The sequence below is a fragment of the Paenibacillus sp. cl123 genome, from assembly GCF_900101595.1.
GTDB lineage: Bacteria > Bacillota > Bacilli > Paenibacillales > NBRC-103111 > Paenibacillus_G.
In genome coordinates this window covers 346,133-370,411 of sequence record NZ_FMYY01000004.1, presented here as the reverse complement: position 1 = coordinate 370,411, position 24,279 = coordinate 346,133, and the positions used below count along the sequence as shown (strand labels likewise).

Annotated in this window: 14 protein-coding genes; all 14 read right to left on the bottom strand. The window is 53.1% G+C overall.

The features are described 5' to 3' along the window. Positions 1–256 precede the first annotated feature (256 nt). The 14 genes from BLR08_RS10700 to BLR08_RS10635 all read right to left on the bottom strand — a co-directional run bounded on the left by BLR08_RS10700 (position 257) and on the right by BLR08_RS10635 (position 24,186). Entirely contained in the window at positions 257–3,337 is a 3,081-nt protein-coding gene (locus tag BLR08_RS10700) for an efflux RND transporter permease subunit (RefSeq protein WP_072329172.1), read from the bottom strand. After that, complete coding sequence (locus tag BLR08_RS10695) at positions 3,334–4,641, bottom strand: efflux RND transporter periplasmic adaptor subunit (RefSeq protein ID WP_072329171.1); 1,308 nt, start codon at positions 4,639–4,641, stop codon at positions 3,334–3,336. The genes BLR08_RS10700 and BLR08_RS10695 overlap by 4 nt, the downstream gene beginning before the upstream one ends. Before the next feature lie 80 nt (positions 4,642–4,721). After that, positions 4,722–5,324 carry a TetR/AcrR family transcriptional regulator gene (locus BLR08_RS10690; protein ID WP_072329170.1) on the bottom strand — a complete coding sequence of 201 codons (603 nt, stop codon included), beginning with the start codon at positions 5,322–5,324 and terminating at the stop codon, positions 4,722–4,724. A gap of 243 nt (positions 5,325–5,567) precedes the next feature. Next, positions 5,568–8,183 (bottom strand): phosphoenolpyruvate synthase, encoded by a 2,616-nt coding sequence (ppsA, locus tag BLR08_RS10685; RefSeq protein ID WP_072329169.1) that lies wholly within the window; start codon positions 8,181–8,183, stop codon positions 5,568–5,570. A gap of 327 nt (positions 8,184–8,510) precedes the next feature. Next, positions 8,511–9,107 carry a spore coat protein gene (locus tag BLR08_RS10680; protein ID WP_072329168.1) on the bottom strand — a complete coding sequence of 199 codons (597 nt, stop codon included), beginning with the start codon at positions 9,105–9,107 and terminating at the stop codon, positions 8,511–8,513. A 144-nt stretch (positions 9,108–9,251) separates the two neighbouring features. Beyond that, on the bottom strand, positions 9,252–9,617 hold the full coding sequence (locus tag BLR08_RS10675; RefSeq protein WP_090586023.1) for a heme-copper oxidase family protein: 366 nt from the start codon (positions 9,615–9,617) through the stop codon (positions 9,252–9,254). A gap of 219 nt (positions 9,618–9,836) precedes the next feature. Then, positions 9,837–11,882, bottom strand: a complete 2,046-nt coding sequence (locus tag BLR08_RS31995; RefSeq protein ID WP_305367646.1) for a LuxR family transcriptional regulator — start codon at positions 11,880–11,882, stop codon at positions 9,837–9,839. 240 nt (positions 11,883–12,122) lie between these two features. Next, on the bottom strand, positions 12,123–12,875 hold the full coding sequence (locus tag BLR08_RS10665; protein ID WP_072329166.1) for an SDR family NAD(P)-dependent oxidoreductase: 753 nt from the start codon (positions 12,873–12,875) through the stop codon (positions 12,123–12,125). A gap of 48 nt (positions 12,876–12,923) precedes the next feature. Continuing rightward, positions 12,924–13,373, bottom strand: coding sequence for a DUF2269 family protein (locus BLR08_RS10660; protein WP_072329246.1), 450 nt, complete (start codon positions 13,371–13,373; stop codon positions 12,924–12,926). A gap of 191 nt (positions 13,374–13,564) precedes the next feature. Beyond that, positions 13,565–18,235, bottom strand: coding sequence for a CBM96 family carbohydrate-binding protein (locus BLR08_RS10655; protein ID WP_072329165.1), 4,671 nt, complete (start codon positions 18,233–18,235; stop codon positions 13,565–13,567). 32 nt (positions 18,236–18,267) lie between these two features. Next, complete coding sequence (locus BLR08_RS10650) at positions 18,268–19,137, bottom strand: carbohydrate ABC transporter permease (RefSeq protein ID WP_072329164.1); 870 nt, start codon at positions 19,135–19,137, stop codon at positions 18,268–18,270. A gap of 14 nt (positions 19,138–19,151) precedes the next feature. Continuing rightward, positions 19,152–20,051, bottom strand: coding sequence for an ABC transporter permease (locus BLR08_RS10645; RefSeq protein WP_072329163.1), 900 nt, complete (start codon positions 20,049–20,051; stop codon positions 19,152–19,154). Positions 20,052–20,129: 78 nt separating this feature from the next. After that, on the bottom strand, positions 20,130–21,737 hold the full coding sequence (locus BLR08_RS10640) for an extracellular solute-binding protein (RefSeq protein ID WP_143014358.1): 1,608 nt from the start codon (positions 21,735–21,737) through the stop codon (positions 20,130–20,132). A gap of 184 nt (positions 21,738–21,921) precedes the next feature. Further along, entirely contained in the window at positions 21,922–24,186 is a 2,265-nt protein-coding gene (locus tag BLR08_RS10635) for a helix-turn-helix domain-containing protein (RefSeq protein ID WP_176835477.1), read from the bottom strand. Positions 24,187–24,279: the final 93 nt, after the last annotated feature.

The window sequence follows — 24,279 nt, the reverse complement described above, 5'->3', positions numbered from 1 at the left end:
GATAGGCCCGGCTCGGGAGGGCTTATCCTTCCTCAGTGTAAGCGCTTAACCTGACGGCAACAATTTCAATATCTGAATCTGACGTTTAAAATATGAATGCTTGCCGCGACCGGCCTATGAAGCAAACAAGTAGCTGTATCGGCCGACCTGAAAGAAAAGAGCAAGGCCGCCTTAATATCTCAGCAGCCTTGCTCTTCATTGTTCCAGCGGAATGCTCATGGAAGAGCATTGACGAAACGGTTATAGCTATCCACGCTTATACCTGAACGGTCTTCTCCTTGCGTTTTGCTTTAAGGTTTGCTTGCACCATGTAGAGGGATGGAACGACGAACAAGGTCAGAACGGTCGAAAACATCATACCGAAAATGATCGTCATGGCAAGCGGACGAAACAAAATGTCGCCAATTGTGGCAATCGGAATCATGCCCACGATCGCTGTCAGCGAAGTGAGGATGATGGGACGGAAACGGGCGGACGCTGCCTGCATGACAGCTTCTTTGAGCTCCATGCCATCATGCCGAGCTTCTTCGATGAACTCGATAAGAACGATACCGTTGCGCACGACGACGCCGGCAAGGGAAATGATCCCCATGAGGCTCATGAAGCCGATCGGCATACGCGTCAGGAACATGCCGATGATTCCCCCCGCCGCTGCCAGGTACACCGTTGTCATGATCAACAGCGGCAGCGTTAAGGAATAAAACTGCATCGTCATAAGAAGCACGATGAGGAATCCAACGATGATAGAGAGCTTGCCAAGACTCGCGAATATATCCGCCTGCTCCGATGTTTCGCCGCCGGCACTCCATGCATATCCGTCCGGAAATGAGAGGCCGGATAGCTTGGCCTGCACCTCCGCCATTACTTCGGTCGCTGTGCGGCCCGATATATCGGCCGTAATCGTTACCGTGCGCTCGAGATTATGATGGTTGATTTGCGGAATCGAAAACCCGGGAGTCATCGTCGTCAATTGCGATAAAGGGACTTGCCGGCCCTGCGCATTTGTCACCTGCACCTGTTGATACAATTCAACGGGTTCGGCCTCATTCCCCTGTATATATAAGTTCATATCGACCAAGTCTTTCCCGGTATCGAATTCGCTCACGGTGAGACCTTGCCCTACCAGGAGCAGTGTTCGCGTCAAGTCCTTGTAACTGACCATATAGCGATCCATCGCTTCCTGATTGGGCTGGAACGTGAGGTTATACCGTTCAAAGCCCATATCGTCCTTCACGCCCAGCGTGCCTTCGATGCCGGCAACCGCCACCTTCACTTTTTCGGCCAGCCCTTGAAGCTCCTCCAGATTCTCGCCCGTAAGACGAACGGATACCGGGGAACCTACCGGAATACCGAGCTGCGGGACTCGTATCGTAAGCGACGTCTCCGGATAAGCGGCAGCCAGGTGAGTCTGCCATGCAGCTACCGTCGCCTTGCGGTCGAATTGGCCTTCAACTCCTAGAACCTGGAGCTGGGCGGTTGCGGGACTCGCCGGAGGCGTCTCCGAGGCGATGTCGCTGAATAACGTCGGGGCGCCGCCGCCTGCGGCAAAGGTTACCCGGTCCGTTTCGGGCTGCGCCGAGATCCATTCCGCGATTTCGCGTATAACCCGATCGGTCTCGGTAACGGACGTGCCGATCGGCATTTGAACGTTAATCGTCGCTTCCGGCCGTTCCGAATCAGGAAACAGCTCAATAGGGGTAAACAGCGCAAGCGAGTACGCCGCTGTCCCGATCAGCAGACCGGCAAGTCCGGTGAGCAGCGGCCGATCCAGCACCTTGGACATTAAGCGTCCCGAATAAACGTTCGTCGCCGTTTGAATTTGCTTGCCGAGGAAGCCTGATGGCTTCTGCTTGGCTTCTCCCGTCTTCTGACGCTTGCCGTCATACCATGCCCGGAAGATCGGGATGATGGTAAGAGACATAAGCATGGACGCCAGCATGGTTAGCGAAACGATCGTGGGGATCGGCTTGATGAACGCCCCGATGTCGCCCTGCAGAAATAATAGCGGCGCAAACGCGGCGATGGTGGCAAGCGTTGCGGTAAGAATGGAAATGGCTACTTCCTTCGTTCCTTTAACAGCGGCTACGGATGGGCTTTCACCCAGGACCGACATCCGGCGTTCGATGTTGTCGTTCACTACAACCGCGTCGTCGACCAACAGTCCGAGAACAATAATGAGTCCGACGATGGAAATTTGGTTTAAGGTAATGCCAAGCGCCGGCAAGAAGATGAAGCCAAGTCCGATGGAGACGGGGATGGCTAGCGCTACGGTCGCCGAAGTAAGCAAATTAAGCCCGAGCGTACAAATCAAGACAACGGCTACGATGGCAATCAGCAGCTCTTTGGATAGATCGGCAAACAGCTCGTTTACCAAATCCTCCTGAGCAAACAGCGATTCCACCTTCAGATGTCCGGGCAGACTTGGAGCCAGCTCCTTCATCTTCTCGTTCACAAGCCGGTTCATGGTCGGAACGTCGCTGCCCGTTTCGCTTGTCAGGCTGATGGTCACAGCCGGCTTGCCATTGTAATAGGCAAAGTACTCCATTTTCTTGTACGTATAGGTTACATTCCCGATATCCCGGATATATACCGGGGTGCCCGCCTGCGTCTGAGTGACGACGACATGATTGAGAATTTCGGCGTCTTGTGCTTCAGGCACGGTCAATTGGTATTCGCGGTTCTGATATACGAGGCTTCCCGTCGGAACACGATTGTTGTAGTTCTGAAGGGCGTTCATCACTTGCTCCCATGGAATGTTGAGCTGCTGGAGCTTCTGAGCGTCGATCACGACTTTGACTTCCCGCTCCGGCAGCCCTTTAATATCCACCCCCGCGACACCGGGTACCGTACGGAGCTGATCCTTCCATGTCAGCATCAGGTCGCTGAGCTCATGGAGATCTTCTATGCGTTCGGAAGTAATGGCGAATTGCTCGACGAAAGACTTCGTGAGCTCGTCGTTAACGACCGGAGCTTCGGCGTCTGCCGGCAGCTGCGCCTGGGCATCCTGCACCTTTTTGCGCAGTTCATCCCACTTTTTCGCAGCATCCGCGTCGTCCTCTGTCTTGATTAATATGGATGAATACCCGTTATGAGAAGAAGAAGTAATCGTTTGAATGCCTTGAATTTCTTTAATTTTTTGTTCGATAACCTTGGTAACGGTCTGCTCGACTTTCGTTGGAGACGCTCCGGGATAAACCGTCGTCACGAGCGCTTGTTTAATGACGACATCCGGCATCACTTGGCGCGGCAGCTGTGAAAATCCGAAGAAGCCAACGACCAGCGCCATGAGGAGAAAGAGCAGCGTGATTTTCCGTTTTTTGATGACGTATTCGATCACTCGGCACGCTCCTTCGACGTCGCGATCGCATCGCCGTCAAAAAGCTTGGCCGCCCCCTTGGTGACGACTTGATCGCCCGGTTCAAGACCGGAGGTCAAATGGAGCTGATTGTTCGCAAGTTCGCCAAGCGTAACCGGCGTTTTTACGGCTTTGCCGTTCACATATTTGAAAACGTACGGTTCGCTGCCTGCGCTGACGACCGCTGCTACCGGAACAAAAATGCCTTTTTTACCGCTGGACGTACGTGCGGCCTTCACGACTTGCCCTGGCAGCCAATCCGCATTCGGATTCGGTACAAGCACTTCGACGTTCACGGAACCCGAACCCGCATTCGTCGTAGGGTTAATGTTTCTGACTGTGCCTGTCCGGGACTCGTTGTATAACGTAAGCGCCACTTCTTGTCCTATGCTCCATTCGCGGATATTCTGATCGGGCACGGGCAGTACGACCTTCAATTGGCTGATATTCCCTATCCGGTAGGCCGACTGTCCGCCGCCTGTCAGCTGACCCGCAGAGACATATTTCTCCAGGACGACTCCGTCAATCGGCGAAGCGAGCGATGTCTTCTCAAGGGCAAGCTTGGCCTGCTCCCGTCCCGCGAGCGCTTCCCGCTGCGCCGCCTGAGCTTGCTTGAGTCCCGCCCGCGCCTGCGCCAGCGTCGCTTCAGCAGATCTTAAGCCTGACGAGGATTGTTTGAGCTGCGCCTCCGCGTTCAGATAGTTGGTCTCGGCTTGCTTGAATGCCAGTCGCACGTTGTTCAAGTCTGACGAGGATAAGTCGCCGTCATCGTACATCAGCTCGGCTTTGTTGAGATCGTAGGTTGCTTTGCGGTAAGCTTCCTGTGTCAGCGTCACGGCGTTTTTGCCCAGCACGTCCTGCGACTCCTGCGCCGACGCTACGCCCGCCACGGCCGCCTCGACTGAAGCCTCGGCTTGACTGACCGCGGCGTCCGCTTGACCAAGTGAAGCTTCCGCCCTTTGAACCTGATACTCATAATTCGACGGATCGAGCGACGCAAGCGCGTCCCCTGTCTTGACGACATCGCCTTCCTTGACGAATGTCTTCATAATTTGGCCGTCCGCCTGAAATGAAACTACCGACTCCTCCAGCGCTTGCATGGTGCCCGCCAATGTATAGCGGTCCGGAATAGGCTCCAGCGCCACGGTCATCACTTCAACCGTCTGCGCCGCTTCGGCGGCCGGCTTCGCTTCGTTTGCCCCCACCGAGCAGCCGCTCGAAAGCGCCGCTGCAAGCACCAGGGTCCACACTGCAGACAGCTTTTTTTTGCCATGATGTACACTCATTCCGCTTCTCTACCTCTCTCTATCAACATATAGTTAGCCAAAATTTGCGAATTACAAATGTTTGGCGCAGCAACCTGCAATTAAAAGCCGTTACGCAAATAACCGAACGTCATGTCCAGATACTGCTGGAAAGAGGTCGTCTCAGGCGTTTGTTCAGCCGAATCGGCTGGCAGCAATATCTTCATACTGCCGTCAATGATAGGCAGAATCGAACCGAAAACTGCGCCTACGAGAAGATGGATATACCCTTGCGAGTAACGGTCTTGAAACAAGCGGCTGAGCTCTTCATGAGCAGCGGCTTGCAGTCGGTGATTAACGCTGAAAATAAACGGTTCCAGGGTTGGATATCGTTTGGAGAGTGATTTGAGCTCGCGCATTTTCCATAACAAATCAGCTGTAAGCTGCATGCTCAACCAGCATTGCAAGGCGTCAAGCGGGGTGTCGTCTTCCTTCAAATCCTCAGTCGGGCGAGGGTCTGTAAATGAAAAAACCGCCATCGCCACAGCCTCTTCCTTGCAGGAGAAATAGTTGGCGAACGTTCTTGGCGAATAATTGGCCCGCTGCGCCACCTCGTTAATGACAAAACCGTCCAAACCGCGCTCACGCGCAAGCTCGAAGGCGGCGTCCGCAAGCGCATGCATCGTGGCTTCCTTCTTCGTGTCACGCAAGCTTGGTTTACTCATTTTCTTTACACCACCTCTATTTAACGGAAATGAGCCTAAGCCTTGTATACGAAATTATCTTAACAAAATGATGCTCAAACTGCAATATTTCACTTTGAGCATTAATGCTAAATTTGCATGTCCGGAAAGGTTTCTCCACATATCCGACACAACCCCATATGTTGACCACCGCAATATGTTCAAAAAAAGAACAGGCCAGGCAATTTTCATGCCTGACCCGCCTTCATTTACTAAATTAGCTGCTTAAACTATTTCGACATACCCTTCAGTACCATACACGCGAATTCGCTGCCCGTCGCGGATCAGCTTGGTGGCATTCTCCACACCTACAACCGCCGGCAAGCCATATTCCCGGGCGATAACGGCTCCATGAGTCATCAGTCCGCCGACTTCGGTGACCAGGCCCTTAATGGATACAAATAAGGGCGTCCAGCTCGGATCAGTAAAGGAGGTGACCAGTATATCCCCATCTTCCAGATCCGCGTCCTCCATATTTAGAATGACGCGCGCCCGTCCTTCTATCACGCCGGAAGAAACCGCTAGACCGGCAATAGCTCCGGCTGGAAGATCTTCGCGTTTGTACTTGCCTGCGATAATTTCACCGTCGGAGGTGATGACGCGCGGCGGAGTCAGCTTTTCATATAAACGGTACTCGTCCTTTCGTACGCTGATAATCCGGGTATCCAGCGTATGGGTATGGACGGCTTCGCGAAGCTCCTCAAAGGTCAGATAGTAAATATCTTCTTTATCCGGAATAACGCCTGCCTGCACGAGCTGCTCGGCCTCTTTCAGCAGAGCCTGCTTATATATAAAGTAGCGATTGATCATGCCGTACTTCGGATATTCCCGGTAACCGATGAAGTTGCGAAGCAGGCTGATCTTTTTTTTGGTCTCTTCGGCTTTTCGTTCCCCATCGGGCAATAGCTTCAACCGCTCCAGCAGCTCTTGTTCTTTTTCCAACGCTTCCTGTCGCCCTTGCTCAAATTTACGCTTACCGGCATGGGGCTCAAAATTTTTGATGTTGCCCAGAATCATCGGGACCAATATGCTCGGTTTTTCGCTCCAACGCGTTTTCGTTATATCGATTTCACCGGCGCATCGCATGCCATACTTGTCCAGATAGGCGTAGATAGCGGCTTGAGCCTCGCGTCCCCCTTCAAGCTTCGCCAGTCCATCCAAAAAATCGTCGTCTTTTAGATGCTGCAAATAGGCAATGACCTCCGGATAAGGACGAATCGCATCTGCGACATCCAACAGCGCAAGCCCCATTTCCGAAGTAATATTCCCCGTTACGGATTGAGAAAGCGTGTCTGCCGCGTTTTTTTCGCCCAGCCATTTATACATATGTTCATTGATCCATGCGGAAGCATCTATAGCAGCCATAAACACAGCCGTGCTTTGCGGGTCAAATAAAATCTTCTTCAACTGCTGCTGCATATCTTCCAAAATAAATTCAAATAAATCGGAGCCTGATTTCGTCCGGATAGTTTGTTTGAGTTCTTTTATCGATGCTTGACTGCGCTGAATCAGCGCGTCCACAATTGCCGGGTCGTTTTCGATTTGCGGTTGAGCGCCGACGGATGATCTGCCTTTATTGCTTTGAGCGGGATTCGGTCCGGTTGGATCATCGGGCGACAATGGGATAAAATCTCGCTCTATGATAGTCACAAGCGCGTCTCTAATAAGCGGCTCGGATTGTCCCACATTATTTAATAACTTTTCTCTGCCGTCAGATGAAGCCAGCATACGTGTAATATCGACAAACAACCTTCCCCCTGCTTTACGCATCGGCGCAGGAGTCGTTAGCAGGTAAAAAGACAAGCCAAGCGGCCTTATCGGATCAGTCATCATTTGCTGATGGCCGACAGATATATAGACATGCTTGTCTGAATCATTCGATTCAGGGATCGGATATAGCGTCGTGATAGGCCGACTCTGAACGATATAAAACGTATCGTCAGCCAGACACCACTCGATGTCCTGAGGGCAGCCAAAATAAGCTTCGACCTGTCTGCCAATGCTTGCCAATTGCAAAATCTGCCGGTCCGTCAGCGTTTGAGCGTTTTGCTGACCGGGATCGAGCTGCGTGGTCTCTGTCCCGCCTTCTTTTCGTCCATACATAGCCAGCTTCTTGGCCGCTATCCTTTTGTCGACGATTTTCCCTTCCTGTACTTTATAACAATCGGCAGATACCAAGCCGGAGACCAGCGCTTCTCCAAGCCCGAAGCCCGCATCGATAGAAAGCAGCTTTCGGTTGGAAGTTATCGGATCCGCGGTAAATAAAATGCCCGAAGCCTGCGGGAAAACCATCCTTTGAACGATAACGGATAATTGAACTTGACGGTGGTCAAATCCGTTTTGCATGCGGTAAATGACGGCTCGGTCCGTAAAGAGAGAAGCCCAGCATTTGCTGATATGCTCCAAGATGGCATCGATGCCGCTAATATTTAAATAAGTGTCTTGTTGACCGGCAAAAGAAGCATGCGGCAAATCCTCGGCAGTCGCACTGGAGCGCACGGCATAAGCATGCTCGCCGCCGTACCGGGAGAGATAGCGAGTTACTGCTTCCGCCACATCGGAGGGAATTTCCGCTTCCCTGATCAGTTGTCGCAGCTCTCGGCTGATTTCGCCGATTTGCTTTCGGTCCTCTGCTTTCAGCGCGGCCAGCCGGTCCAGCAGAGCATCATACGTTTCATTTTGCTCGAGGGCTTTCTGAAAGCCCACGGTCGTCACACAAAATCCTTCCGGTACTTGTATACCTTCGATTTTGGATAACTCCCCCAGATTCAGCCCTTTTCCGCCTGCAAGCCAAAGCTGCGTTTTTTCCATTTCCTGAAAGCCGAGAACCAACGAACTCATTCTACATCTCCCCTAATCATTGAATTGAGAAAAACAGTTGACAAGAGCTCGCCGGCATGGTAAATTTAAATTATAACATGCACCATTTTTGTTCGGACAATAAAATGCAGGCGTGAACTGATTATATCATTGCGTCTGTTGGTATTGCAATATCAAAGAACCTGATAATTTTTCAGGTTCTTTTTTTGATGTCTGTGCATCTCGTGATTATCTGCTTATTAAGTGGCGGCTGGCGTGTTGAATGTATTCAGCTTCATCAGCTGAAAAACCTATGAAAAAAGCCGCCTAAGGGCGGCTTACAGCTTTTGTATTCACTATTTCACTGGCCTATTGGTAACCGTTTTGTAAGACATTCTGAGTTGCCGGTTGTTGATATGGCGCTTGATGGTACGGTACTTGCTGATAAGTTTGCTGCAAGGTTTGTATGGTAGAGCTCGGGGCTTGGATGACAGGATACCAACCTCTGCGCGCCATAAATTGCCATACCTCGAAGCTTTGATGGGAACACATGCGGAACGCGTCCTCCAGAAACGCCCTTAGCTGAGGAGTAGTCGTCTCAAAAGCCGACCATGCATATTCCCTGCCGGCACGTTTTAACGTCAATAAATACGAGGTGGCAATGGCCCGGTCGTCCAGCTTCATCAGTTTAACCTCGGGTTGAATCGGCTGTACATTTATCGGTTCAACGGCCATATTTGCATTGAGATTTAATTGTGGAACGTTCAGTTGATCCCGGGACATCGATCTGGAAACGAACTCCACTTTCATATTGTAATCTTGGACATGGACTGAAAAATGACTGGAGATCATATTTCTTAATTCCGGATCCTGTGCCTGCTCAAGAAACAAACCCATCGATTGAATGCTGTTCGTGCAGCTCAGCAGCAGCTCATTTAATTCGTGTGCTTCATGGGAACCCAACATGCTTGCTTCCTCCTTATGGTAGCCTTGAATTAGCTTTTCCATTGCTTACAATACCCCGATTTGGTTTTGCTATTCGTTCAAGGCTGCATTTAGGAAAATCGCGCCTGTTGGGACAATTTTGATTTCGGCTGCCGCCGGGTTTATTTACACCATGTGACGTACAGCATTAATGGAAAACAAGATGGTGCCGACAACTATACATACGCCTCCGACCGAAACCACAGGTATAAAAGCCATGCTGGCCGTCAGCAGCATACAGGCAAGCCCGGCCATCATCAGCGGTATGCCGAGCATGTGAAGCCAGAAGTGCCATTTTCCGAGTTTGGATTGAGCGGCAGCGGGATACAGATGATACAGCAAACCTCCGAGCGCCAATGACACCCATCCCAGCAAGTTAACGTGAGCGTGAACCGGGGACAGCGTGTAATTTTCCGTCATGGACATCGCCATGCCCATAATAACGCCGATAACGAAATAAAAGGTTGAACCAACAATCATTTTCCTAGCCAAAATATGTCTCCTCCTCGATACGTATAAATTCCGATCTGCAACGGCAGCTCGCATGCCTTTAACTGTATCACGGCACGTTTTTTCCCGGTATTATACGATCGTATAATCTATGCTTGCCCTACACAGCTCCAACGGTGCGGATTTGGCTGCCGCCTGGTCTGGATAAAGCGACAAAAAGCCCGCATCCCCAAACTGGGACGCGAGCTTGTATATACAAAATTAACCGATGCGCGGCTTTCCGGCAAACAGCTTGATCAATTGGCCCCGCCCTTTCACGGATAGCTTGCTGTAGATCGAGCTGACATGCTTTTTCACCGTAATTTCACTGACAAACAACGCCTTGGCGATCTCCCCGTTCGTCAGTCCGTCCAGCACGAGAGCCACGACTTCCCGCTCCCTCTCCGTAAGCTGGTTGTTCAATCCGCCGAATAAGTCCAATTCGTCCGGCAAGCCGCTCCGCTTCAACAAGAAACGGAGAAACATCTCCAGCTTGTCTCCGCGGGTATCGAGTACGAACGTCGGAGTTGGCGTCTTGTCGTCATAATGCTGATGAACGACACCCGCCGCCGGCTGGAAGCCGAGGTTTATATGTGACATTTGTAAAAATGCTATCGGCGGCGGGGAAGCAAAAAAGAGTCCGCCTGAGCACATATAGGAAAACATCAAAAACATCGCCTCAAGCACCATGTCCTGGTTTTTCCAATCGGCATAGTCGATAGTCCGGATAAACCATCCCGCCTGTCCGGGCGGGTCCACCTCAAGAAGCTCGCGCTCAATCGGCGTCAGCGAGAGCAAATACGGGCTTGCGAACGGATCGCGGCATAAGGAAGGCATCGTGCCTTTATGAATCGGAACGATAACCGCCAGCCCGATCGCTTCCCCATCCGCCGATCGAAGCAGCATAGCCGACTGCTGGTCGAGCTCGACCCAAGCGCGCAGCTCCAAATGCTTGATCGTCATCGTCATAGCTTCCTTGTCCACGAACTCGTCAAACCGCTCTTCCGTTTCCGGGTCTATGCCGGATAACTTTAACGGAGTGGCCGCTTCGAGCCGTCTGCGCAAGTAGGCTTCCCCCTCTCCCACATTGGCAGGCGTCAGCAGCTCCCACGTGTATCGGCCTCTGGAGTAGGATTGGAGCAACGAGCGAATAAGCGGAATACCAGTGTAATAAAACAGCTCGCCGACTTCCCATTCCGTGCTTCGGTAAGGAGCCGCGTCGCGGATGCGCGCTGCGTAATAGAGCGCCGCCCTGGCGCGAAGCCGTTCGTATAAGGCCGGCATCCGTTCCTCAAGCTGCTTGCGCGTCGCCATTCGCATTAAATCGTGCAGCATCCAGCCCCGTTCCGTTTTCCGCACAAATGACAAGGATAGGAGCTGCCCGAACGTATCGTCGTCAATCTCCCGGTCCATCACCGTCTGAAGCACTTCCCTGTTGACATGCAGCAAAATGGCTGCCGCCTCCACCGCTTTCCTCAGCAGCTCCTCTGGCACCTCCCTTAGCCACGCCTTGGCCAGATGCTCGAACCATTCCGTCCAATCCGCTGAGCGAACGTTCCAGTCCTCCTGCGGACCGATGACGGATGCAAGCGATAACGCGAGCGGATGCCCGCCCGTTTTGCGCCAAACGGCGGCAATCCGCTCTTCGTCCGCCAGACCGCATTGCTGCAAATAGAAAGCGCTCTCCGATTCGGTCAGATGCTCCAGCGGCATAAACAAAATGCGTTCCCGCAGCGCCGGGGAAAGAATCCATTTATCTTTCAGCCGATAGCGGCCTGCCACGATCAACAGAACGCCGTCCGGCAGCCATTTGATAAACCGCTCCCGTATCCAGCCGTCGAGGTCGCCCATCTCTTCGTAGGTGTCGAGCGCAATCACGACCTTTGTTTCCGCCGCCAATTGTTCCAACCGGTTGAAGCAAGCCTCCATCGGATCGGAAAGCGGCGCTTGGCCTCCGGGCATTTGCCGCAGCAGCTGCCGGCAGAGCAAATCTCCTTTATGGTTAAAATCGCGGCTGTCCACCTGCAGCATAACCGCGCCCGCTCTTGCGGCATGTCGGCGGAACGAATCGAGCAGAAAGCTTTTGCCGATACCGGCCGTCCCGTACAAGCTCCATATCGTTTTGCCGTCTGCCCCAGCGGACAAATAACGGAGAAACAGCCCAAGCTGCTCGCTGCGGCCCGCGATAAACTGGTCTTCCCTTTGATCGATGTTATGCATCGGTTCCCGCCCGTCCCATGCGGCGAATTTATCCATGTCATGTGACATCTTAATCATTCCCCTTAATCGTTTCAAAGCTCAGTCCGAGGCTGTTTCAGCCTATTGGGCATCGGTTTTCCCTGATTAAAGGATTTCGCCGCATCTTTCCATATTCCTTTATTTTGCGTAGGGACGGCCATGCCAGTCAAACGCAACATCAAAACGCCCCTCGCCTGACTCATTAAGTCAGAAGAAGGGCGTTTCGACTCTGAGGAAAAGCGCCTTATGCGCCGCTTATTCCCTCAAAATTTAATTCATATAGCTGCCGCCATTCACGCTCATCGACGTTCCGGTGACGAACCGGCTCTCCTCGCTTGCGAAAAACGCAATGGCGCCCGCAATGTCATCCGGCACAGCCACCCGCCGCAGCGGAGTCATGGCGGCAAGCTGCTGCTTGACGGCCGCTGGCGTTACCTCTGACGCCTCCGTCTCGACCAATCCAGGCGAGACGACGTTGGCCGTCACGCCATAAGGGCCGCTCTCCAGCGCCACATATTTGGCAAACGTATCGAGCGCCGCTTTGGCCGAGCCATGCGCGGCCATATAAGGCAAGGGGACAACGGACGCATCGCTGGAGATGTATATGATTCTCCCGTTTTTCCTTTCGATCATGGCAGGCAGCACGGCTTTCGTCAAAGTAAAGGCCGCTTTCATTTCGTCGTTCATCTTTTGGGCAAGCTCTTCCCACTGCATCTCGACCAGCGGCTTCATGACGAAGGACATATGCGCGTTATTGACCAGAATGTCGATGTCGCCCCATGCTTCCCGAATAGAAGCCAGCGCTTCCTTCACCTGTTCGGGATCGCGGACATCCGCTTTGGCCAGCATAGCCTCTCCGCCGGCTTCGCGAATCTGGTCTACGACGGCTTGCGCCGAATCCGCCTGACGCACATAATTCACGGCCACCTTGGCCCCGAGCTGAGCCAGCGCCACTGCCGAAGCTGCTCCGATGCCGCGGCCTCCTCCCGATACGAAAGCAACTTTTCCCTGTAAATGATTCATTTTAATTCCTCCAATTGACTAGTATAGGTTCCTTCTCCACTCAATTCCTTACATTGGTTTTACGATCATTAACAGGATCAGAATCGTTCCCATAGTAGAAGCCGTATTATACAGCCGGTTGGCTCTGGCAAGAAGCGCCGAGCTGTCCGCTGACAAATCGCGTTCCTGTTCCTTCGCCCCGTTCAGCGTCTGAATAAGCCGGTTCAATACCGGACCCAGCATACCTACCGCGACCACCTGAACGAGTACGTACAAAATCAGCGACCCGAGAATCCACAGATCCGAAAACTTCCAGCCCGTCAGCGCAACGAGCAGAATACCCGAAACGACGGCAAGCGAACCGCCGATTTTGGGAAAGTAGTTCAGCTGCCCGAACAACGACAACGACTGAAGCAGCTGATCCCGGCGCTGCTTCTTCCGCAGTAAAATATGGCCGAAATACGTCGGTCCGATGCCAAGCACCGCTGCCAGCACATGAATTGTTACAAGCCATTCCATTGCAATGTCCGCCTCATTTCTCATCTGTCCTTTCATCCTTGATCTGTCATTCAATTTAACACAGGCGGTTAGGGGCGGATATTATACGATGGTATACTTTATCGATATCCCTTTGTATCAGCCAACAACGCCAAAAACCATCCGGAGAAAACCTCCGGATGGTTCTATACCAATATGAAGCTTAACTAAACTCAGTTATCCGTAAAGCTCAAGTACGGAGCCATCGCCCCTTCCTTGCTCGTAAAGATAGACCCATATCCGTCCAGATCCTTCAGCCCGATCGTCGCCGTCTTATTGCCGGTAAGCTGGCTTAGGACATAAGCGGTGACATCGAATTCCCGCCACTCGTTGGCTGCGCTGCCTATACTCGTAGTCGATTGCAACGAGCTTAGCGCAGGCTTGTTGTTCCAGGTGATGCCGCTCTCCGTCCAGCTGTCGTCATCGACGCCATGCGCTTCGACGCTGGAGGTCGTCCCGGTGCCGTCTACCACTTTGCCGTATACGTGGAGCTTTGCGGAGCCAACGTTCGCTGCACGAATTTTACTAAGGTCGAATTTCAGATAAGCTTGCCGGGCAAAGCCGACGGACCCGACTTTCTTGACGACAAGCGACGAATCAGCCCCATAATTAAGGTCTGCATAAGCGCCGTCCCGCACATAAGCATCAGCTGAAGGCGGCAGTGTCTTCGCCATCGTCACTCTCAAATACGGCTTGGCGCTTCCCTCTTTACTGGAGAAGATAGACCCGTATCCGCCCAGATCCTTCAGCGCGATCGTGGCCGTCCCGTCCCCGGCGAATTGCGCCTGCAGGTAGGCGGTCACATCGAACTCCCTCCACCCGTTCGCCACGCTGTCTATACTCACGGTGGATTGCAGCGAGCTTAGCGCGGGCTTGTTGTTCCAGGTAATCCCAGTCTCCGTCCAGCTGTCGTCATCGACGCCATGCGCTTCGATGCTGGAAGTCGTCCCGGTTCCATCCACGACTTTGCCGTGCACATACAGCCGGGCTGAATCAATCCTTGCGCCCTGCAAGGAGCCCAGGTCGAACTTGAGATAAGAAAGTCTCCCGTAGTCGGCCACCTGCTGCCGCTTCACGACTAGCGAAACATCGTTCCCGTAATTGAAACTTGCATAGCTTCCGTCCCGCACATAAGCATCCGCCGCAGTAGGGAGTTCCATCCCCCGGTTCACCTTGATTTCCAGGTACGGCTTGACGCCGCCTTCCCGGCTGTCATAGTTGGTGCCCGCTCCCGTAGGCGTCTTCAATCCGAGGCTGATAACCTTGTCCCCTGCGAACTGGCTTTGGGCGTATGAGGTGACATCGAAAATCCGCCAGTCGTTAGCCGCTTTATCGACGGGAACCGTCGTTTGCAGGCTGTTCATCGCCGGCTTCGTGTTCCAGGTCATCAGATTCTCCTGCCAGCTGTCGTCATCGACCCCGTAGGCGCTCATCTGGATGGAGTTCCCGTCAATCACTCTGCCGTTCAGATGCAGCTTGGCGGATACGATGCTACTGGCCTGAATGCCGGAAAGGTCGAATTTGAGATACGTATGCCTGCTGTAGCCCGGCGAAGTGGCGCTTGCCTGCTTGACGACCAGGAGAGGCGCTGTGCCGAAATTATTCGCGGCATCCGCTCCATCCCGCACATAGGTGTCCGCCACTGGAGCTAGTCGCAGCGTGATGTCGGAATCGATCCGCAATTCCTCGCTATAAGCGCTCTCCCCATAGGCGTTCGAAGCGGTCACTTTGTAATAATAAGGCGGGTTGTCCGCTGAAACGTCCGTGTAAGCCGGAGAGGTTAGTCCGGAGGCAATCGCCGAATACGGTCCGCCGCTATTCGTGCTCCGGTAAACCGCGTAGCTGGCCGCTCCCGGCATCGCATGCCAGTTCAAGCTTGCGGCTCCCGCGCTATGATCATAGACTCCCTCTAGTCCGGTTGGCGCATTGGAAGGAAGCCCGGGATTCGACGTATCGTACGAGATCGAAGCATGGAACGACCTGCCGGGATCGCCGCTGACGTCGACCTCAAGAATGATCGTTGGTGCGAGGCGGACGACGGTCACCTCCGGATCTTTATCGATCACGCCCGTACCCTTCCTATTCAGCTCCACGACCACCTTGGACTGGCGGCGGGTAGGATCGGAGATCGCAGCATGCAGCACCGTACCTGCATTCCGCACCATAACGGAGCTGGCGTCTCGGCTTGACACATAATCCGCCGTTCCGCCGCCAGGCTGCCAGAATACGGCGCCCAGCAGTTGAAGCGTATTTTCCTTGACAGCATGGATAGACTCAGTCTGAGCCAGCACTTCAATCTCCGGACTGGCTGCATATCCGGCCACTTGACCGCTTGTCATGGTCGGCAGCAGGACGTAGCTGTAGGTTTGATCCGCCGGATTTACGTCATGGTCCTGCCACAGTGTTAAAAAATGATTCGTCAGCAGCGTGTCGATCCGATCGAATCTGGCTTCGATCTCTGCTGCGCCGGACGCAGCGCCATTCTGCGCGAACAAACCGCTCGCCAGCTTCCTCCCGATTGGAACGTCGAAAGTACGGCTGTACGTATAGATCGGTGCGCCCCAACTCACTCCGTCGCCGCTGGCATAGGCCGAGTATTGATCGCCCTGCTTCTCCAGCTTCAGATGTACGGTGCTGCCGAACGTATCTGCTACGCTATGCGCCGTCGTCACTCCGTCTACTTCATTTGTCGCCAGCAACATGTTCCCTGCCGCTGTCCGCGCTCTGGATACCGAGACGTAATTATCGTCATCCAGGTAAAGAATTAGCCCAGCCTCCTGCTGAACCTCTGTCGGAGCGAAGCTCAGCTTTGTCGTCGTATAATAGTCCCCGCTTGCCGCATCGAATGTCAGGATGTTCTTGGTGGAATTGGCCGATCCCGCCAGCGATCCGGCGTGAGTCGTTAAGACGAGCTCATTTACCGGCGTCCCCGTCCCGGTCAGCTTCCAATGCGTCGCATCCTCCCGAATCCATCTCCAGGCCAGGTTCAGATAAGCGGAATCGAACTCGCTATTTCTCGGAAAGCTGGCTGTGTTGATCTCCCGAGCCGCTCTTGCTCTCTGCTCCCTCAACCCGTGCAGTGTCGTCCCTCCGGGGAAATAATAGCCCCCGACGCCTTCCAGATGCGCCCACTGCGTGCCAGTCATCGTCTCCGACCAGCCTGAACTGACAGGCTTGGCGATATGGTTCACCGTGAGCGCATTGCCGCCGCCGCTGTCAATCGCCCGGTTGTCGATAATCGTCTCGATCCCTCTTCCGGAAGTGCTCGATATGCCCGAGCCTACGGCCACAACTTCATCGTCGAACATAAACCATGATTTTTTCGCTTCTACATCCATATTGCCGTAGTTATGCTGCTTAAAGTCCATGCTCGTCACGCCGTACGCGCCTTCCAGCTCGACTCCTCCGACAAAGTCCTGCTCGCTTCGGAAGCCGCCCAGCTCGGACCGCGGACTGACATTAACCCGGGAACGGTCCACATCCACAGTAATGCCGGGCAGACGATGATTATCTACGGTGGTGAAATAATTGTCCGTGAAATCGCGGGGAGCGGTGTATAAATAAGTGACGCCATCCCCTTGATACCAAGGCTCCCTATTAGCCCCGCCGAAGCTTTCGAAGTTCGCCATACGCGTCGAATGATTCCGGACGGCCAGCGACCAGCCGGGCGCGTGATGCACGGCAACATCCTCGTTATATAGCTGATAATTGCCGGGCGGCACAGGTCTCGGCGTAACCGCCGCATCGTCCATAAGTTGCCTGATTCCCGAATAAGCGTACAGCGAGAGGCTTTCATACATCAGCTTCTCGTCGCTGTTCTGAATATGATATTTGATCAAGCGCTTCATCTCATGGCTGTGCGGGTTGCCGGACATCCGGGAAATGTTGTAAATAGCGGACATGATATTGCCCGTGTTGGCAAATCTGGCATGCGAACGCCCCATAAAAGCCTGCATCATGGAACCCCGGTTCAGCGCGGTTTCGAATGTATCGAACACCCAGTTGTATACATTTCCCTTTTGCGGACTGGTTTGGTCCCAGGTAGAACCGCTTAGCAGATCCAGCGTTACGCTCAGGCTGGCAAGCAGCGCATCGCCGTATCCTCCCGCATACGGATACACCTCATGCTGCACGAACGAGCCGTCTTTATAAAAGCCATCGAGTGCCGTCACATAAGGAAATACTTGGCTCATGGCATCGGAAGCAGCCTGAATCCTGGTCCCGTTCTTCGTGATGACGCCGCTTAAAGCGACAATTTTGCAGGCGTCAGTCAAATTGGCCCCCGTTCTGATCGGAGCGGGAACAAACTGCTGCACCGCATTCATATATTTCGTCCGTTGTGAGGCGGTAAGCTGGTCATACAAGATAACGGTGACGTCGATCACCTCGAACGGCGTTCCGATTTCCCACCACCACCAGCCTCCATACCTGGATGTCGTTTCGTTATAGCGGTGCGTGTAGAGCCATTCCAGCCCCTGAAGGATATCGCCAAGCAGCGCGCTGTTCTGGTAATGGACGGAGCCTTGAAGCGACCAGCTCAGCGCCATCGACTTCAGCCGTCTGTACGAGTAAGCGGTATAAGCCGGATCGGCGGCGCTAAGACTCTCGTAGTCAGCCCACACCTTATTCGCATTTTGCGTGGACCAATAGACGGCTGCATCCGCTTCGATCACTTGTATTTTGGCGGCGATGTACGGGTCGTTCTGATCCATCGCGCCCCCGGTTAACGTATCCCGGTACTTCAGTCGGAGCGCGTCAAATTCATCCGATGCATGAACAGAAGGCAAGGCAAATACGCTAAGCCATACGGCTGCTGCCAGCAATGCGAAAATAACCTTCTTCATTTTTCATCCTCCTTGGGATAGACGCCGGCTGCTTACTCCTTCAAGGAACCGAGCATGGCGCCTTTGACGAAAAACTTTTGGAGAAACGGATACACGAGCAAAATGGGAGCTGTAGCGAATAAAATAATGCCGGCCTTCATCATTTCGGGCGTGGACGTGATAACTTCCCCGGCCCCGCCCTGCCTGAAGCTGGCGTTTTCTTCGACAACCAGACTGCGCAATAAAATTTGCAGCGGATACAGCTCTTTGTTCTGAATATACAGCAGCGCGGAGAAATACGAATTCCATATCCCTACGGAGTGAAATAGAGCCAGCGTCGCAATGCCCGCCAAAGATAATGGCAGTGCAATGCGGGTGAATATCCCCAGCTCGCTGCAGCCGTCAATTTTGGCGGCGTCGAACAGCTCGGAAGACAATCCTTGGAAGAATGTTTTCATAATAATGACGCCGAAGGCGTTGACCGCTCCGGGCAGCATCAAGGCGATCAGCTTATTTTCCAGTCCCAGTCCGCTGATGACCAGATACGTGGGGATAAGCGGCGCGGAGAAAATAAACGTGACCAGCACCAGCCGGAGAATGATCTTTTTGCCTGGAGCAAATGGCCTCGACAGCCCGTATGCCATCGTCGAGGTAAAGAACAGATGCAGCAGCGTCCCGCCGACCGTGATGAAAATGGTGACCCCCATGGAACGCCACAACGGCTCCATGCCGATAATTGTTTTGTATACGTTCAGATGGAAGCCTTTGGGCCACAAATAAACGAGCTTGGCGTTGGCATACACGGGATCGCTGAGCGAAACGGCCAACAAATGAATAAGGGGAACCACCATGGATAGCGCGATAAGCGTCAAGACGATGCCGATCAGCGCAGTGGCGGCCCGACCCGATTTTGAAGTTACCATTCGTCTGGCCTCCCTTAATAGATGCTTTCGCCGGATGTTTTCTTGGCTAACGCGTTCAGCGATATGACCAGCACAAGTCCTACGATGGACTGGAACAGCCCGATCGCCGTCGTATAACTGAATTGGGCATTCAACAGCCCCACGCGATACACATACGTATCGACGACTTCCCCGACATCCCGTACAAGCGGATTGAGGAAGATCAGGATTTGTTCCACATTGGACTCGAGCACGCTCCCGATCTGCAGCAGAAACAGCACGACGATGGTCGGCATGAGCGCCGGCAGCGTGACATGCCACATCTGCTTCCACCGTCCGGCGCCGTCCACCACGGCCGCCTCGTACAAGTTGGGGTTAACCCCTGCCAGCGCCGCCAAATATATGATGGTCCCCCATCCGATTCCTTTCCAGATGCCGATGGAAATGATCATACCGCGGAAATATTCCGTGCTGGTCAGGAAATCGATCGGCTCCATTCCAAGCAGAGACAGCAGGGAGTTCATCACGCCTTCGGTGGATAGCAGATTGATGAAGATGCCGCCCACGATGACCCATGACAGGAAATGCGGCAAATACAGCAGCGTCTGAATCGAGCGCTTGAACCACATCTTGGTCAGCTCGTTCAGCAGCAGCGCCAATATTAACGGAGCCGGGAAGCCGAAAACAATCGACATCAGGCTGAAGAGCATCGTATTGCGCACCACCTGGAAAAACTCTTCATAGGTGAAGATCGTGACAAAATGCTTGAACCCGACCCACGGGCTGTTCCATATCCCCTTGAACATGCTGTAATCCTGGAAGGCAATCATATTTCCCGCAAGCGGCACATATTTGAAAATTATAAAATGCAAAATGCCGGGGAGCATCAGCAGAAATACGAGCAGCTTGTCATTTCCCATTACTTTCTTCAGCATAATCTCCCTCTTCTCCATCGCCGATAGTAGGCGAGCAGCCCGCAAAAAAAATCATTCGTGTTTTGCGGGCTCTCTCCATTATTTCCCTTTGTTTTTGTTGTACCAGTCCGTCGCTTGCTTGATCGCTTCTTCGCCTCCGCGACGCTTCCATTCCTTGACGAAGGCGTCGAAGGCCGGGTCCAGCTCTTCCTTGCCTGTCACAACCTTGGCGAACATGTCCAGGAACAAGCCGCCGACCGAGTAGCCATTGCCCGGCGCAAGCTCAGGATTCGTCTCGAACGCTTTGGGCGCAGGCATATTCAGGCCGTCATGCTTGATCAGCGCATTTTTGGCAACCTCTATGCCCTTGGTCAGCATGGCGGCGTCGGGAGAGAACTTCAATACATCCGGATTCATCAGGCCGTCGCCGCGCGGGTTGATAATTCTTTGGTAATACGAGGGATTGGTCGCTACGCCGTTGACGGATACTTGCTGATTCCATTTCACCTCGTTGTTCTCCACCGTATAGTTCAGACCTTCGACGCCATAGGCGAAAAACCGGTCTGCCTGCTCCGACCATATCCAATCGAGGAATTTGATCGCTTCCACCGCATTCTTCGAAGTCGTCGGAATGACCCACACGTAATACACGCCATCATATTGCAAGCTTAAGGCGCCTTTGCCCTTCGGGCCGGTGGGCGGATCGATGATATCGACTTTGGCGTTCGGCTGATTGACGAAAGCTTTGGGCGCCCAGCCTAAGCTGTAGTTCTGAATATCATGTACCCACACGCCGCCTTTGCCTTGCAGTATGCCCGCGCTCCAGTCCGCGCCCTTGTTCGTAAACAAATTCGGATTCACATAACCTTTGTCATACAGCATCTTCCAAAACTTAATCGCGTCCTTCATCTCCGGCCGGATCATGTCGGGAATCAGCTCGCCGTTGCTTATATTCCAGGCATGAGGGGAAACGCCGAATTCCTTGAAAAACAAATCCGCGTACCCCAAGTTCTCACGGACATAAAGGCCGTATTCATCGTTCGGGTTGCCGTTGCCGTTCATATCCTTCGTTTTGACCGCCTCGAAGAAAGCCAAGTATTCGTCAACCGTCTTCGGCTGCTTCATCCCCAGCTGATCGAGCCAATCTTGGCGGATGTACACCACCTTGGAAGCCGGCAGCGCCCCGATCGCCGGAATGGCGTAAATCTTCCCGTTCTTGCTGACCGATGGACTGTCCCATGCCTCTTTGGGGACATTTTTTTTAATATTTGGCCCGTACTTATCCAATAAAGGGCCCAGTTCCGTGAAAACGCCTTCATCAATAGCGCCGGGATGGCTCTTATATTCGATGTTTGGCGTTCGAACGAGGTCCGCCAAATTTCTCGATGCGAACCGGACTGTCAATTGCTGATCATAGTCGGCCGCATGGCCCAGAAACTCGAAGCTCAGATCGTATCCTGATAATTTCGAAAGCTCCTTGATGTAAGGATCATCGGCCGTTTTCACCTGCTTGGCGTATTCCGAATTGAGATGCGTCGTCAGAACGCTCAGCTTGACCGGCGCCTTCGCCTCCTCCTTGACCGGATTCCGGGTAGCCGACCCGGCAGACCCGGAGCCTCCCGACGAGCATGCGGCCAGCATGGAAGTCGATGCGAGCACCGTCATCAAGCATACGGAGGTCCATGTTTTGCGTTTGAGTAATTTCATGTTTCTGCCCCTTTCAGTTTTTGTTTGGATTGTCTCTTTGGACTGAGGCCATCGTATCGGGAATCCGGCATGAAGCGCAATAATCACGTTTTCGCTTCCTTGCAAGCGATGATTATCGGATGAAATGAAGGATAAAACAACAGCGGAAACCGCTTGAATAGCGCATTTCCGCTGCTTGTCCCGCTTATTGTTCTTCCGTTCGGTTCCGGTAGGCGCCGGGCGTCATCCCCGTATGCTGCTTGAAGATCCGGTTGAAATTTTGCACGTTGGAATAGTTCAGCCGTTCGGCGATTTCCGCTATCGGCATTCGAGTATGGGCCAGCCATTCCTTGGCTTTTGTCATCCGCGAACGGATCAAGTAGTCCGAGAAATTCTCGCCGAGCTTCTCCTTGAACGCCCGGCTCAAATTTGGAACCGAAATCCGGTGCAGTCCGGCAATGTGCATGAGATCCGCATCCCAGTTCTCCTCGACGCTTTGCAGTACAGCTCGAACCGCTTTCTCCTGCTCGGAGACGGCGCTTTCCTTCAGCGAGGCTGCAATGACCGGAAACACGTCCTCGGACAACCAGTTGCGAATCTCGGCCACGGTATCAAACCGGTACAGCTTCGTGTGCAGATTGTCCGGAAACATGTCTGCAAGCTCATGCCCCAGCTCGAGCAAGCAGGCATCCAGCTCGACGAGAAAGTGGGCATACATGCCGAGCGCCGCCTCCGGGTAAATCACCGTACGTTCGATCTGTTCCGTCAGACGCAGCAAGTAGTCATTCGTATGATCCAAGTCGCCGGCTATAAGGCTTGACAGCATTTTTTTGTGAAGACTGACGATCTCCTTGGAATTTTGCTTCATCGCCGGCTCCAGCAGGTTATCCGTAATGGTCGTATTCGGCCCCAGCAGCATGCGGAATGACGACAGCTCGAGCGCCTCGCTGTAACATTGACGGATGCCGGCCAGTCCCGCCTGGCTGCCGCTGATGCATACGCTGACCGTAAATTTGCAATAGGCATTCACCGCTTGGCGAATTTCCATCGCCGTCTCAAGCAAAGCCTGCTGACTCTCCGCCGCCGGCATAGCCTTTGCCTCCCCCACAATAACCGCCACTTGCCCGGGCTGCGGCGTAAATGCCGTACATGAGGAATATCTGGCTTCGCCTATCTCCTCCATCATTTTCCGCAGCGCGTAATGAATCAACGACTGATCTTTCCCTTGGTACTTGGCTGCAAAGTTTGAGAAGTTGTCGACGACGGCCAGCAGCACGCGGAACTGCGAACCCTTGAACGAAATTCCCAGCTGATCGGCTTTATGTAGAATTTCCGCCTCGGACATATCGCCCCACAACAAGTGATGCGACATGTTCTCCTGCAAGGAAGGCAGATGCGAATGAAACTGCTGCCGGAGCGTTTTGTTGTCATGCAGGGTATCGGTTAAAAGCGCTTCCAATAGGGACAGCCCATCACCCGTCTGCCTGTTTTGGCTATATTCCGGCGGCACTCGTTTCAACAGCCTCTCGATCGGAGCATGCAATTGTCGTGTGCCCGTGAAGGAAATGACAAGCCAGAACAACGTTAGAAGCAAAATCATGGCCCATGTGATCTGCTGAATTCGCTGGACCTTGCCATTCAGCTCGCTGACCGGCGTCATGGCCAGAATCGTCCAGTCATAACCGGTCAATTTCAAAGCCGTAAGCTTCATTTTGGCGCCGTTTTGGACAAATTCTCCGCTCTCTTCCTGCGGACTTTTCCAAAACTTGTATAGCTCGGAGGAAGTCATAAGCTGCGAGCCTACCGAATGTTCGCTGCTGCTGACGATAATTTTGCCGTCGGCATCGACCACTAATACGTCGCTATGGTAATTCGGCTCCGTACCGCTGTCCTCGAGCAGCTTGTTCATCTCGTCCGCAGCCACGTTAAGCGCAATAATGCCTTCGGTATAATAGGAATGATACGGAACGGGCCTCATCAGGATTAATCCTGGATTCCCGTGCATGCTGGGGGGGACGATAAGCGGGGCGTTCCGTTTAGTAGCCATTTTGTTCAGTATGGTTTCATACTGCGAATTTTTGAAGGGGATCGACCGCCGGACTGTCGAATACACATGATCATATTTGCGGTAAATTAATGAGATATCATAGCGGATCGTCGAATAATTGGATTGCTTCTTCAGCGTCTCCTGAAAGGCCATCGCTTCATCCACCGAGCTGCCTTGAGCAGGACCGCTCTCCACCGCTTTCTCCACCAAGGCATTGGTAGCAATCATAACAGCCTGGGTGTTCAGATTGTTCAGCAACTGATCAATCCGGTACTCGATTTGTTTCAGCAGCAGCTGATGATTTAATTGCACTTCTTCCTGAATGCTATTGGAAGAGATGACCGTAGCGAACCAGCCCACCAGCAAAACGGGAATTGTACTGATCAGAATCGAATATACGACTAACCTCCGTTTGAAATTCACGACCGCCATCACACCTTTTCTCGTTGTCCGCCAAGCGCCTTTATCGGTTATTCTAACAGTTTACTCCGAATCTAGCTGAATGGGCAACGATAA

Coding starts and splice junctions, on each gene's coding strand:
- BLR08_RS10650 (WP_072329164.1), bottom strand. CDS start 19,137: ATGGTAACTTCAAAATCGGGTCGGGCCGCCACTGCGCTGATCGGCATC.
- BLR08_RS10665 (WP_072329166.1), bottom strand. CDS start 12,875: ATGAATCATTTACAGGGAAAAGTTGCTTTCGTATCGGGAGGAGGCCGC.
- BLR08_RS10655 (WP_072329165.1), bottom strand. CDS start 18,235: ATGAAGAAGGTTATTTTCGCATTGCTGGCAGCAGCCGTATGGCTTAGC.
- BLR08_RS10660 (WP_072329246.1), bottom strand. CDS start 13,373: ATGGAATGGCTTGTAACAATTCATGTGCTGGCAGCGGTGCTTGGCATC.
- BLR08_RS10680 (WP_072329168.1), bottom strand. CDS start 9,107: ATGTTGGGTTCCCATGAAGCACACGAATTAAATGAGCTGCTGCTGAGC.
- BLR08_RS31995 (WP_305367646.1), bottom strand. CDS start 11,882: ATGTCACATGACATGGATAAATTCGCCGCATGGGACGGGCGGGAACCG.
- BLR08_RS10695 (WP_072329171.1), bottom strand. CDS start 4,641: ATGAGTGTACATCATGGCAAAAAAAAGCTGTCTGCAGTGTGGACCCTG.
- BLR08_RS10690 (WP_072329170.1), bottom strand. CDS start 5,324: ATGAGTAAACCAAGCTTGCGTGACACGAAGAAGGAAGCCACGATGCAT.
- ppsA (WP_072329169.1), bottom strand. CDS start 8,183: ATGAGTTCGTTGGTTCTCGGCTTTCAGGAAATGGAAAAAACGCAGCTT.
- BLR08_RS10640 (WP_143014358.1), bottom strand. CDS start 21,737: ATGAAATTACTCAAACGCAAAACATGGACCTCCGTATGCTTGATGACG.
- BLR08_RS10645 (WP_072329163.1), bottom strand. CDS start 20,051: ATGCTGAAGAAAGTAATGGGAAATGACAAGCTGCTCGTATTTCTGCTG.